At 70.6% G+C, this 12614-nt stretch carries 10 protein-coding genes and 2 pseudogenes; 6 read left to right on the forward strand and 6 right to left on the reverse strand.

The features are described 5' to 3' along the window. Positions 1-2 precede the first annotated feature (2 nt). Entirely contained in the window at positions 3-374 is a 372-nt protein-coding gene (locus NIE79_RS03175; protein ID WP_238677105.1) for a hypothetical protein, read from the reverse strand. Between the two features lie 198 nt (positions 375-572). Further along, positions 573-1202, reverse strand: a complete 630-nt coding sequence (locus tag NIE79_RS03180; RefSeq protein WP_124821501.1) for a hypothetical protein — start codon at positions 1200-1202, stop codon at positions 573-575. 197 nt (positions 1203-1399) lie between these two features. On the opposite strand from NIE79_RS03180, the gene NIE79_RS03185 reads away from it, so the two are divergent. Further along, positions 1400-1570 (forward strand): hypothetical protein, encoded by a 171-nt coding sequence (locus NIE79_RS03185; RefSeq protein ID WP_158629581.1) that lies wholly within the window; start codon positions 1400-1402, stop codon positions 1568-1570. A gap of 19 nt (positions 1571-1589) precedes the next feature. On the opposite strand, the gene NIE79_RS03190 is transcribed toward NIE79_RS03185, so the two are convergent. The 3 genes from NIE79_RS03190 to NIE79_RS03200 form a co-directional block, all read right to left on the reverse strand. Next, positions 1590-2453: an alpha/beta hydrolase family protein gene (locus NIE79_RS03190; protein ID WP_238677106.1), complete on the reverse strand. Its 864-nt coding sequence runs from the start codon at positions 2451-2453 to the stop codon at positions 1590-1592. Between the two features lie 142 nt (positions 2454-2595). Next, complete coding sequence (locus NIE79_RS03195; protein ID WP_238677107.1) at positions 2596-3852, reverse strand: SGNH/GDSL hydrolase family protein; 1257 nt, start codon at positions 3850-3852, stop codon at positions 2596-2598. A 198-nt stretch (positions 3853-4050) separates the two neighbouring features. Continuing rightward, a complete protein-coding gene (locus tag NIE79_RS03200; protein WP_238677108.1) occupies positions 4051-4749 on the reverse strand; it encodes a hypothetical protein in 699 nt (232 codons plus the stop codon). Positions 4750-5026: 277 nt separating this feature from the next. Here NIE79_RS03200 and NIE79_RS03205 point away from each other — a divergent pair, with 277 nt between their 5' ends. The 5 genes and pseudogenes from NIE79_RS03205 to NIE79_RS03215 all read left to right on the forward strand — a co-directional run bounded on the left by NIE79_RS03205 (position 5027) and on the right by NIE79_RS03215 (position 11848). Continuing rightward, on the forward strand, positions 5027-7084 hold the full coding sequence (locus tag NIE79_RS03205) for a DNA gyrase/topoisomerase IV subunit B (protein WP_238677109.1): 2058 nt from the start codon (positions 5027-5029) through the stop codon (positions 7082-7084). Positions 7085-7346: 262 nt separating this feature from the next. Beyond that, positions 7347-7604: pseudogene (locus tag NIE79_RS33925) on the forward strand (DNA gyrase subunit A); the annotation flags it as partial. A gap of 168 nt (positions 7605-7772) precedes the next feature. After that, a pseudogene (locus NIE79_RS34180) lies at positions 7773-8360 on the forward strand (LAGLIDADG family homing endonuclease); the annotation flags it as partial. A gap of 357 nt (positions 8361-8717) precedes the next feature. Further along, entirely contained in the window at positions 8718-11135 is a 2418-nt protein-coding gene (locus NIE79_RS33935; RefSeq protein ID WP_308193128.1) for a DNA topoisomerase (ATP-hydrolyzing), read from the forward strand. Positions 11136-11329: 194 nt separating this feature from the next. After that, positions 11330-11848: a TrmH family RNA methyltransferase gene (locus tag NIE79_RS03215; RefSeq protein ID WP_238677111.1), complete on the forward strand. Its 519-nt coding sequence runs from the start codon at positions 11330-11332 to the stop codon at positions 11846-11848. Positions 11849-11964: 116 nt separating this feature from the next. Here NIE79_RS03215 and NIE79_RS03220 read toward each other — a convergent pair whose 3' ends face one another. Further along, positions 11965-12600 carry an alpha-ketoglutarate-dependent dioxygenase AlkB gene (locus tag NIE79_RS03220; protein WP_238677112.1) on the reverse strand — a complete coding sequence of 212 codons (636 nt, stop codon included), beginning with the start codon at positions 12598-12600 and terminating at the stop codon, positions 11965-11967. Positions 12601-12614 lie beyond the last annotated feature (14 nt).

The raw sequence follows: 12614 nt of genomic DNA on the forward strand, positions 1-12614 counted from the left end.
GCTCAGGACCGCCGACCCCTGCTGCGCAGGGCGTCCTGGGTCGACTCGCCGATGTCCGCGTCGTCGGGGAAGCTCCGGCCGCTGGGGGCGGGATCGGGTGGGGCACCCGGTCCGGCCATCGTCGTACGGGTCGGCTCGACCGAGCCGAAGCCGTGTCGTCCCGCCGGGTCCGACCGGCCCGCCGGGGCACCCGCGCGTCGCTCTCCGCGCCGTCCCTCGGGCACCGCTGTCTCCTCGCTGCCCTCGTCCATCGGTGAGTCGTCGTCAGTGCCCCAGGGCGCGTCGGCGTCGAAGCCGTCGCCGGTGCCCCACGGCTTTGTCGCTTCCGGCTCCAGCCGGTCGTTGTCACCGCTGCGTCCCTTGTGCGCCGTCATGGCCACCCCGCTCGTCGGTCCGCCGCCACCGGCGGACAATGTCCCGTCCTCGGGCCGGGACTGCCCGCCCGAGCGTGGCGCGCGACAGGTCGCCGGCACGCCGCCCGCGCGCGGGCTCCGTCGTCGCTCCGGTGCGTGCGTAGAGCCGGCCAGCGCCCCGCCGTCGAGGTGGCGGCGGGACGCCGGCCGGTCCGACGTTCAGCGTCCGGCCATCGCCATCGGGCGCTTGCCGTTGCTCATTCCCGCCATCTTGATCATGCCCTTCGAGGCGCCCTTCATCCCACCGGCGCGACCGAGCATCCCGCGGAACACCTGGCCGGGCTTCTGCTGCTCACCCATGTACGCGGTGACCACGACCAGGGTGCCGGTCAGCGCCGGAATGGCCCACTGGAGCAGCTTCATCTGCCGCTGCGAGGAGGCCACGCTGGCCGGGGTCTGGTGGTTCGGCTCGGTGGCGCCGCTCACCGACGGACCGCCCGCCTTCTCCAGCCGCATGCCGACCAACCGGCTGTAGCCGGTGACCGCCAGTGCGCCGATGGTCAACGCGGTCTTGATGGCGCTGGCCCGGCCAACGCCGGACTGGGCCGCCACCCGTGGGCTCTCGGTCACCAACTCGCCGACGGCGCCGGCCAGGTGAGCGCCGATCGCGGCCGCGTTGACCGGTGTCCACTTGGACCATCCGGCCGAGGCGACCGGAAGCCGCTGGGTCGAGTCGCTGATTTTCGCCGCTGCGCCGTTGACGCCGAAGGCACCCATGAGGGAGCCGCCAAACCAGGCCGCCAGGCCCAGATCGTGCATCGATCGCAGTGCGGTATGCCGTTCGGACATGTGATCCCCTTCCGCCGTGTCGGGCGGTGCGGCTTACCCGCCGGTCGGGCAGCTAACCCCGCCCCGGGCGGGCCGATCCGCGCTGTGGCGGGCCGCTACCGGACATCCGTGGCGTCGGCGGGTCGACCTGCCCCGGGCAGGAGTCGTTGGCCCGGTGGCGGGTAGATCCCGAGCGACGCCGACGAGAGGGGAACGCGATGTCGCAGCCGGACGAGAGCCGGGAGAAGACCCCCAAAACAGACGCGGTGCTCATGCACCCCGACAACGACCCACACCGGAACACCGCCGAGGTCGCGCCTCGCAAGGAGCACGCCGAGATCCAGGTGGAGCGCGACGGTGAACTGGTGCCGCTGGACCAGGACGAGTGAGCCGACCGGCCGGTACGGCTCAGCGGGGCGGCAGGTCGCCGACGAAATCGGCGATCCGCCGCGCCAGCGGGACGCTGACGCGGACCCAGGTGAAGTGGTCCAACGTCGTACCGGCCTGCGCCACTGTGTACCGCTCCCGGGTCACCGGCGCACCGGCCAGCTTCGCGCAGAGGTGGTCCATGGTCTCGTGCGGGGTGAACTGGTCGTCGTCCACACTGACGGCGAGCACCGGGGTCCGCACCGCGCGGACTGCGGCCTCGGTGTCCGTACCGTCGAGCCGGGGAAATCGGCCGGTGCGCGCGGTGTGGGCCCAGTCGCGGATCACGCCGCGCGCCTGCCGACCGCCGAAGCCCCAGCCTGGCCAGACCCCGAGCAGCGCCGCAGTGGCGGCGATCGCCTGGGTGTAGGGCAGTACGCCGAGGCCGCGCCGGCCCGGGTAGCTCCGCCAGTACGGGATGCCGACGGCGACCAGCGCCAACCCGTCCACCTCGTCGCTACCGTGCAGGGCGAGGTGCAGCAGCGCTGCCTGCCCGCCGAGCGAGTGCCCGAGGAGCAGTCGGGTGCGTCCGTCCAGTCGCGGCTTGAGGGCGGCCAGGACGGCGCCGACGTCGTCGGCCAGTTCGGCGTAACCGTGCCGGTCCGCCCGACTCGGCGCGGGCGTGCTCGCCCCGGTGCCGCGCAGGTCGGCCACGACCACGGCCAGGCCGGCGGCGCGTAGCGCGGCGGCGAAGGGCCGGTAGTACCGGGCCCGGACCCCCATCGCCGGCCAGATCACGACCACCGGCGCGCCCGGCGCCCCGGCCGGCTCCGGATAGACCTGCACACCCAGCCGGCCACCGTCGACCTCGACGAACTCCTGCGCGTACTCCGGATCCCCGTTCACCGGCCCAGCCTACGGCCTGACGTTACCGGCGGGTAGCAGCAGGCCGCCGGGTCGACGACAGCGCTGTGCGGACGTGCCGCACGCTCGTCGGACGCGACGAAGGGCCCCGCCGTCCGGCGGGGCCCTTCGAAGGACGCTGCGGTCAGGAGATCGAGATCGCCCCGTTGCTGGCCCGCACGCAGGCCACCGCACGGGCGCTGGTGGAGGCCGCGCCGCTCAGGCACTGGCCGAGCACCTGGTGCCCGGTGGCGTTCGGGTGCCACGACTCCTGGCAGGTCTGGAAGTACGTGACGCAGGTGTTGGCGATCCGCTGGATAGCGATCTTGTCCTTGCCGGCGAGGCTGGTGACGAAGGTGCCGGTCGCGCCGTCCTGAAGCCGGATCGGAGTGGCCAGCGCGCCGCTCGGGCTGCTGGTCTGCTCGCAGAGCCGGGCGCCGTTGAAGGCCTGCTGCACGTTCAGGTACACCAGGTCGTCGGCGGGGAACTCGGCGGCCAGAGTGTCCCGGGTGGACTTCACGATGCTGCCCAGACCCTGGGAGAAGCGGTGCCCCGGCGCCAGGCTGGCCCGGTGGATCGGGCAACCGGCCGCGTACCGCTCGGCACCCAGGTCACGGAACTTGTCCCGGGTGTCGTCCCGGCTGTCCTCCTCGTGGAACTGCTGGTTCAGGTCCAGCGGCAGCGGGTTCGTGTAGTCCTGGAACACCACCCGGTGCTGCCCGTCCGCGTCCACCTGGTCGAGGGTGGTCAGGATCTGGCGTACGGCAGCTGTGGTCTCCGCGGTGGCGGCGCTGAGCTGCGCGGCGGTGGCCAGGTCGGCGTCGCTGCACGGCTTCTGCTCCACCGGCCCGTTCAGGTACGCCCAGAACTCCCACCAGCCGGTCCAGGCGTCGGCGATGAACCGGTTGGCGCACTTCTCCGCGACACTGCCGAAGGTGAACGAGCTGTTGTTGGAGCCGAGGCCGACAAGCACCAGGTCGATGTCCTGGGTCTGCGCGACGGCGCGCAGCTGGCTCAGCTGCGAGGCGACGGTGCGACCGTTGGTCCGCGCCTGGGAGGCGTTGGCGATGTCGTGTGGCTGACCACCGGAGCAGGCCAGGTTGAACCGGTTCTGGATGCCCGGCAGGTTGGCCTGGTTGAGCGAGGCGTTCGCCGAGCGGTGGCAGAAGAACGCGTTGTTGTTCGCCCCGGTCCAGCCGGGGAAGCCCTGGCTGACTCCGTTGACGTCGACGACCGGGGTGTACGCCCCGGCGCCCTCGCCACTGATGAAGCTGTCCCCGAGTGCCACCGCGGCGGTGGGCAACGCGGCGGACGCGGGTGCGGGCAGCGCGAAGGCGGTCGACAACGCGGCCATGGCGATCGTTAGTCCCGCGGCGAGCGCGGTACGCCGGAACCTGGGCATGGGGCCCCCAACCATCGAAAGATGAAAGATTCTCTGAGAGCGCGATCAGATCACCCCGGTGCGACGGGCGTCAATGGCCCGTAACAGATTCGTTCGACGAAAGACACGCGCCCGTAGGCAGGACGGGCTACCGCGTCGACATTGGACCCGCGCTCCGGGTCGTCGACAGCACCGGCCCGCGCCCCTCGGCGCGCGGAGTCAGCGACCGGTCGGGCGGTCGCGGCGGTCCAACAGGGCCGCGCCCCCGGCGTTCAGACCGACACCCCAGATCAGGAGTACGCACAGCCACTGCACCCACCGCACCGCGCTCATCTCGCCCGAGAGCAGGTTGCGCACGCTGCCGAGCGGGGTGAGCCACGGCTGCGCCGGACGGAGCGCGTCCACGGCACCCAGCAGCGCGAACAGCCCCAGCGGCAGAATGATCGTGGCCAGGAACGCCAGCACCGCCGAGCGCAGCAACAGGCCCAGCCCGGTGCCCACCAGGCCGGCGACGATCTGCACCAGCACACTGCCCAGCGCGACCGTCCCGGCGAACCGCCACGGCGCGCCGGCGACATCGGCCGGGGTGAGGGCCAGCGTCGCGGCGCAGATCAGCACACCGACCACGCCGAAGACCACCGCCGGCAGCCCCACCGCGAGCACTGTGGGCAGGACCGGAAGGCGGACGGACGACCGGCGCAGGTCGCGTACCAGCAGGATGCCGAAAAGGGGCGTCACGACCGACATCAGGCTCTGGACCGTGCCCGAGAGTTCGGCGAAAGTCCGGTCGGCGGGATCCGCCGCCGCGACCAGCGCCACGGCGGCCAGCAGCCCCACCACCAGGGTGCCCACCAGCAGCCACCGCCGGGCCGGCGTACCGAGGGAGCGCCGCAGCGCGTCGCGAATCGTCAGGTCCACCTCGACCGCCTCCCGATCTGCTCGACCCGGACCGGCGCGCACCCCGCGCTCAACCAGCCGCGATCATGGGTGAGCGTACCGGTGGCGGTGCCTCTGCGTGGTCCCATGATCACCCGCAGGTTGTTCGTTGGCTCACGTCCGGCGGGCCGCGCGCGGCGGGTCGCGTAGGTCCTCCGGTGGTTGTCCTAGCCTCGGGCTAGGCTCGCTGCGGCGCGCCACGCCGGCTGATGTCGCCGGTGACCGGCAGCAGACCGCCGAGACCGGGGAGTACGACCAGTTGACCGCAGAGCCTGACACCCTGTACGGGGCCGATGACCTCACCCACCTTGAGGGGCTGGACGCTGTCCGCAAGCGGCCCGGCATGTACATCGGTTCCACCGACAGCCGTGGCGTGGGTCACCTCGTCAACGAGATCCTCGACAACTCCACCGACGAGGGTGTCGCCGGTCACGCCGGCCACGTCGAGGTGATCCTGCACGCCGACGGCTCGGTGCAGGTCGACGACGACGGCCGCGGCATCCCCACCGACGTGCACGCCAAGTCCGGCATCTCCGGCGTCGAGCTGGTGCTGACCCGGCTGCACGCCGGCGGCAAGTTCGGCGGCTCCGGCTACAAGACCTCCGGCGGTCTGCACGGCGTCGGCGCGTCGGCGGTCAACGCGCTGTCCCGCCGCTTCGACGTGACAGTCCGCCGGGCCGGCAAGATCCACGCGATGTCCTTCCGACACGGCGTCCCGGGCATCTTCGACGGCGACGGGCCGGACGCGTCCTTCACCGCAGGCCCCGGGCTCCAGATCACCGGCGCCATGAAGCGCGGCCAGCGCACCGGCACCTCGATCCGCTGGTGGCACGACGCCCGCTACTTCGAGACCGGGGCGGCGCTCGACGTCGACGCCGTCCGGATGAAGCTGCGCAACACCGCGTTCCTGGTCCCCGGCGTGACCTACCTGCTTCGCGACCTGACCGGCGAGACGCCCGCCGAGGAGCGGTTCCACTACCCCAACGGGCTCAGCGACATGGTCGAGTTCCTCGCCCCGGCCGGCGACCGGCCGGTCTCCGGCACCCTGCTGATCAACGGCGAGGGCACCTACCGGGAGAACGCCGCCGACGCCAACGGCGTCATGCAGTCCAACGTGCAGCGGCGCGCCGAGGTCGAGGTGGCGTTCCGGTGGGGCACCGGTTACGAGCGCACCGTCGAGTGCTTCACCAACACCATCCGCAACGCGCACGGCGGCACCCACCGCAAGGGCTTCGAGCGGGCCCTCGTCCGCGCGCTCGCCGACGCGATCCGCAACACCCGCGGTCTGCTCAAGGCCAAGGAGGAGCCGCCCACCCTGGACGACGTCCTGGAGGGGATGACAGCTGTGGTGCACGTGCGGATCCCCGAGCCGCAGTTCACCTCGCAGACCAAGGACGAGCTCTCCACCACCGGCATCACAAAGGTTCTCCAGTCCCTGGTCGACGCGCACATCAAGGCCTGGCTGGAGGATCGACGCACCAAGGCCGAGGCGCGCACCGTCCTACAGAAGATCGTCGACGCCGCCCGGGTGCGACTCACCCAGAAGCAACAGAAGGACGCCGCCCGACGCAAGACCGCCCTGGAGGGCGCGTCCATGCCGCCGAAGCTGGTCGACTGCCGGGCCACCGGCATCGACCGCAGCGAGCTGTTCATCGTCGAGGGCGACAGCGCCCTGGGGACGAGCCGGATGGCCCGTTCCTCGGAATACCAGGCGCTGCTGCCGATCCGCGGCAAGATCCTCAACGTGCAGAAGGCCAACCTCCAGCAGGTTCTGGACAATGCCGAGTGCGCGGCCATCGTGCAGGTCCTCGGCGCCGGCTCGGGGCGCACCTTCGACCTCACATCGCTGCGCTACGGCCGCGTGCTGATCATGGCCGACGCCGACGTGGACGGCGCCCACATCCGTACGCTGCTGATCACCCTTTTCGCCAGGTACATGCGGCCGCTGATCGAGGCTGGTCGGCTCTACGCCGCGATGCCGCCCCTGCACAAGATCACCACCAAGGGGCGCAGCCCGCAGACCGTCTACACCTACACCCAGGCCGAGATGGAGACGACGGTTCGCAAGCTGGAGAAGTCCGGCAAGCAGATCGTCACGCCCATCCCACGGTTCAAGGGTCTCGGTGAGATGGACGCCGACGAGTTGTGGGACACCACGATGAACCCGGCCACCCGCGCCGTCCGCCGGATCACCCTCGACGACGTCGACGCCGCCGAACGCATCCTCGAACTGCTGATGGGCGAGAAGGTCGAGCCGCGTCGCAACTGGCTCATCGACTCCGCCGACCGCGTCGACCGGGATGCGATCGACGCATGAGCGAGCGGGTTTTCGATACAGCGCGATGGTGCCTCGTGCCGTTGCGCAGCGAAGCGAAGCGACGGCATGAGCGAGCGACAGCGAGCGAATTTTTGGTACAGCGCGATGGTGCCTCGTGCCGTTGCGCAGCGAAGCGAAGCGACGGCATGAGCGAGCGACAGCGAGCGAATTTTTGGTACAGCGCGATGGTGCCTCGTGCCGTTGCGCAGCGAAGCGAAGCGACGGCATGAGCGCCCGTTCCGTTCCGATGGAGAGCTGAGTCATGGCACGCCGTAAGGAAAACAAGGTCGACCTCTCCTCGTTCGACCAGGCCGGCGCGCGGGTCTTCGACAACCCGCTGGTCACCGAGGTCTCCGACTCCTATCTGGAGTACGCGTTCTCGGTCATCCACTCCCGCGCCCTGCCCGACGCCCGCGACGGCCTCAAGCCCGTGCACCGGCGCATCCTCTGGTCGATGTACGAGCAGGGCTACCGCCCGGATCGTGGGCATGTGAAGTCCGCCCGGATCGTCGGCGACTGCTTCGTTGCCGGCACACTCGTCTCGACGCCCGACGGTCTGCGGGCCATTGAGGAGATCGAGGTCGGGGACCTCGTTCTGGACGGCGGCGGAGCCTCCGTACCGGTGACTGCTGTTTATCGGAACCCGACCTCCGAACTCGTGCGCGTGACCTGGAGCAACGGGCACACGATGCTCGTCACGCCGGGTCAGCGCTTCCGCGTGGTCGCCGATGACCTTTCGGTTCAATGGGCGGAGGCTCGGGATCTCCCCGGGCGACTGGCATTGGCGTACGGCAGTCGCCGTAATGCGGTGTCGACGCCTGCCGGTGACGTCTACGACTATGTGCGCGGGCTGCTGGTGGCTGAGGGCTTCCCTGCCCATCGGTCTCGCGAAGCGGACGGCCGGGTCCGGATCCACATGTGTGACGTCGAGCCGCTGGACGTTGCTCATGGCTGGGCCATCGCCAGTGGATTGAACGTCTCCCGAGGTAAGCGCGAGGCGCGCAATCCCCTCCATCGCGACCAGCACATTCTGACCTTCAGCCGGAACGAGGGGCTGCTGGAGGCTGCACGTCCGCTCAGCCGAGACAAACACGTGCCGGGCGACATCATCGCGAACCGGTCGGCGTGGGTGCCGTTCCTCGCCGGTTTCTTCGACGGAGACGGCTACGTCCGTAAGCGTTTCAGGGAGATCGTCTTCGTCAGCACGAGCAAGGTGCTGGTGCGGCAGATCTACGCCATGCTTGCCGACTTCGGGCTGCACGGGCACCACTGGACCAGCGGTCGCGCCTCTGCGGGTAACCCGCCCTTTGGTCTCTCGGTCAGCGGGCGGGACGCTGCAGACCTTGCGCGGTTGTTGCTGCCCTGGGTGCGGATCGGATACAAGCACGACGGCTTGCAGCGGGTCGCCGAGATCGGCTACGAGTACAGCGGCAAGCAGGGCAACGACCGGTTGCCGTACGGTCCGGTCATCGCGGAGTTCACGGCCGCGCATCAGGGCGGCGGGTGGTTCCGGGACCAGGACGGACAGGCGTTCCGTGACTCGCTCTCGGCGAGCGGTGGCCCGAAAGTGCGGTATGGCAAGGACCGCAATGGTGTTCCGCTCGCGGACCGGTCGTTCCAGTTGGAGCGGGCGGTGCGAGACGGCTGGATCCACAAACTCCGCCGCCTTGGCTCACCGCTCGCTGCTCGGCTCGACGCGTTGGTCGGCAGTTCGTTCCTGCGGGTCACCTCGGTTGAGGCGGTTTCGCCGGACGTCACGTACGACATCCAGGTCAGCAGTGATGAGCACGCGTTCGTCGCCGAGGGCTATGTCGTTCACAACTGCATGGGAAAGTACCATCCGCACGGCGACACGGCGATCTATGACGCGATGGTCCGCCTCGCCCAGGACTTCTCGCTCAACGTGCCACTCATCGACGGGCATGGAAATTTTGGATCCCCAGACGATGGACCGGCAGCATCGCGTTACACCGAAGCACGAATGTCCCGCGAGGCCATGCTGCTCGTCGGTGAGCTGGGCGAGGACACCGTCGATGTCGAGCCCAACTACGACGGGTCGCTGACCCAGCCCACAGTGCTGCCGGCGGCCTTCCCCAACCTGCTGGTCAACGGCGCGTCCGGGATCGCGGTCGGGATGGCCACCAACATGATCCCGCACAACCTGGCGGAGGTCGTCTCGGCGGCTCGCTGGCTGATCAACCACCCGGACGCCACTCTGGACAAACTCATGGAGTTCGTCCCCGGCCCCGACCTGCCCACCGGTGGGGTTCTGCTCGGCCTGGACGAGGTGCGCCGGGCGTACGAGACCGGGCGTGGCGTGGTGCGGATGCGCGGCAAGGTGGAGATCGGCCCCATCGAGGGCAGCCGGGGCCGTCAGGCGATCACAGTGGTCGAGCTGCCCTACGGCGTCGGCGCGGAGAAGGTCATCGCCGCGATCACCAACGAGGTCACCAAGACCAAGCGGCTGACCGGCATCGCCGACGTCAAGGACCTCACCGACCGGGAGAGCGGCACCCGGCTCGTCGTCGAGTGCAAGGTCGGGGTCAACCCGCAGGCGCTGCTCGCCGACCTCTATCGGCTGACCCCGCTGGAGCAGTCGTTCGGCGTCAACAACCTGGTCCTGGTCGACGGGCAGCCGCGCACGTTGGGCCTCAAGGCGCTGCTGGAGGTCTTCCTGGCCCACCGGTACGAGGTGGTCACCCGGCGCACCTCGTACCGTCGGCGCAAGCGTCAGGAGCGGTTGCACCTGGTCGACGGTCTGCTGATCGCGCTGCTGGACATCGACGAGGTGGTCCGGCTGATCCGGGGCAGCGACGACGCGCAGGCCGCGAAGGACGGGCTGATGAGCCGGTTCGGTCTCTCCGACATCCAGGCGACGTACATCCTGGACACTCCGTTGCGCCGGTTGACCAAGTTCGACCGGATCGAGCTGGAGGCCGAGCAGGAGCGACTGCGCGGCGAGATCGCCGAGCTGAGCAAGATCCTCGACGACGAGCGGGTGCTCAAGAAGGTGGTCTCCGACGAGTTGGCCGCCGTGGTCAAGCAGTTCAGCACCGAACGCCGTACGACGCTTGTCGACGGTGACCTGAAGGAGGTGCTGGCCGCGTCCGCTCCGGCCGGCCCGCTGGAGGTCGCCGACGACCCGTGCCAGGTGATCCTCTCCGCGACCGGGCTGGTCGCCCGGACCGCGGCCGAGTCGGAGGAGAGCTCCGAGGGGCGCCGACGCAACGGCCGGGTCAAGCACGACACGGTACGCGCCATCGCGCACTCCACCGCCCGTGGTCGGGTGCTGCTGTTGACCAGTGCCGGCCGGGCGTTCAAGGTCGACGTCCTGCCGCTGCCGGTGCTGCCCGAGCAGGCGGGCACTGTGTCACTGCGGGGCGGTATGTCCGCGGCCGAGCTGGTGCCGTTGGCGTCGGGGGAGACCGTCGTCGGCCTGGCCCCGCTCGGCGGGCAGGCGGAGGGCTCACCGGGGCTGGCGTTGGGCACCCGGCAGGGCGCGGTGAAGATCTGTTCGCCGGAGTGGCCGGTGCGCTCCGACGAGTTCGAGGTGATCGGTCTGCGCGACGGTGACGAGGTGGTCGGGGCGACCTGGCTGACCGACGGCACCGAGACGCTGACCTTCGTCACCTCGGAGGCGTCGCTGTTGCGCTTTCCCGCCGGGTTGGTCCGGCCGCAGGGCCTCAAGGGCGGCGGTATGGCCGGCATCAACCTGCCGGCCGGGGCGCGGGTCGCGTTCTTCGGCGCCGTGCGCACCGACGACCCGGGGCATGGCGAGCCGATGGTGGTCACCTCCACCGGCGCGACGGTCAAGGTGACGCCGTTCAAGGCGTACCCGGCGAAGGGCCGGGCGACCGGCGGCGTGCGCGCGCATCGCTTCCTCAAGGGTGAGACGGACGTGGCCGTCGCCTGGGTGGGCCCGCGACCGGTCGGCGCGACCGCCACCGGCGACCCGGTGGAGCTGCCCGCGGCGGACCCGCGCCGCGACGGCAGCGGCTTCGCGGTGATGCTCGGCCCAACGGTGGTAGGCCACCTGATCGAACGCGACTGACCCACCCGCGTTGTCGCGCCCAGCGCGCCCGGCCTCAAGGTCGTGCTCGAACCAGGTTCGAGCACGACCTTGAGGGGTGGGGCGTCCGTCAGCGCGGTATGGTGGGGCCCTCTGTTGTCGGTGAGGGTCTGGGTGCGCCGCTAAGCACCCCTCAACATGATCTCAACTCTGTCCGGCGGAGTCGCCGGCGCGGCGTGAGCGCCGCCATCCGGGTCCGGCCCAGGCGCGAGCTACGCGCCGCCCGCCGTCCCCGGCCACACCGCTGCTGGGGTCACCTGATCGCCGCGCCACTCTGGCCGATGCACGGCGCGAACCTCGGCACCCTGTTGCGTACGTGCGACGCGGTCGGCGCCTGCCTGGCCGTGCCCCCGTTCCGTTGGGTGGACGAGGCAGTGGCCCGGGGTAACACGCTGCGCCGGCCGGGCTGCGTTCACCGGATCGGCAGTCCGCTGAGCTGGCTGGCCGCCGAACGGGCCGCCGGCACCCGGGTCCTCGGGGTGGAACTGGCCGACGAGGCCGTCCGGCTCGGTGATCTGCCCGCCGCTCGGGGCCGCACCGTGGTGCTGCTGGGGCACGAGGCGACAGGCATCCCACCCGAGGCGCTCGACCAACTGGACGCGGCGGTGGAGATCCCCATGGTCGGCCACGGTCACAGCCTCAACGTCGCGGTAGCCGGCTCCCTGGTCCTCTACAAGTTGGCCGGCCTCCTCTAGCCCGCCCCCGCTCGGCTCGCGCCGATCTTGCATCTTCTGCCCCGACAATGCGCTGCGAAAGGTGCATATAGGCGCCCGAAAGTGCAAGATCGACGCGGTGCAGGGTGGGGCGGGGATCAGGCGACGTTGTGGGGGCGGAACTGGACGCTTACCCGGGGGCCCACGGGGCGGGTGGTCTTCGGGATGGCGTGTTCCCAGGTGCGTTGGCAGGAGCCGCCCATCACGATCAGGTCGCCGTGGCCCACCGGGAAGCGCAGGCTCTCGCCGCCGCCGCGTGGGCGAAGCAGCAGCGGCCGGGGTGATCCGAAGGAGACGATCGCGACGATCGTGTCGGTGTGCGCCGAGCGGCCGATGGTGTCGCCGTGCCAGGCCACGCTGTCGCGGCCGGACCGGTAGAGGCACATGCCGGCGGTGACGAAGGGTTCGCCCAGCTCGGGCGCGTAGTGGGCGGTCAGCGCGGCCCGCGCGGCGGTGAGGACGGGGTGGGGGAGCTGCCTCGCGCCGTCGTACCAGCAGAGCAGGCGGGGCACGTCGACCTCGGCGTCATACATTGCGCGCCGTTCGGCACGCCAGGGCACCTCGGTGAGCAGGGTGTCGAGGACCGTGTCGGAGCCGCGCACCCAGCCGGGGAGGTGGTCGAGCCAGGCGCCCCGGCTGAGCTGGTGCCGGCGGATCTGGCCGGGCAGTGGACCCAGGGTCGGCCCGGCGTCGGCCAGGTCGAGCATCGACGGCTGGTAGGCGGCCTGCGTCATACGGCCACCCTAGC

Origin of the sequence: Micromonospora trifolii (genome assembly GCF_022229005.1) — a bacterium.
GTDB classification, from domain to species: domain Bacteria; phylum Actinomycetota; class Actinomycetes; order Mycobacteriales; family Micromonosporaceae; genus Micromonospora; species Micromonospora trifolii.

Bases quoted from the DNA above. Each gene is read 5' to 3' on its own strand.
- NIE79_RS03175 (WP_238677105.1), bottom strand. From the start codon at position 374: ATGACGGCGCACAAGGGACGCAGCGGTGACAACGACCGGCTGGAGCCG.
- NIE79_RS03180 (WP_124821501.1), bottom strand. From the start codon at position 1,202: ATGTCCGAACGGCATACCGCACTGCGATCGATGCACGATCTGGGCCTG.
- NIE79_RS03185 (WP_158629581.1), top strand. From the start codon at position 1,400: ATGTCGCAGCCGGACGAGAGCCGGGAGAAGACCCCCAAAACAGACGCG.
- NIE79_RS03195 (WP_238677107.1), bottom strand. From the start codon at position 3,852: ATGCCCAGGTTCCGGCGTACCGCGCTCGCCGCGGGACTAACGATCGCC.
- NIE79_RS03220 (WP_238677112.1), bottom strand. From the start codon at position 12,600: ATGACGCAGGCCGCCTACCAGCCGTCGATGCTCGACCTGGCCGACGCC.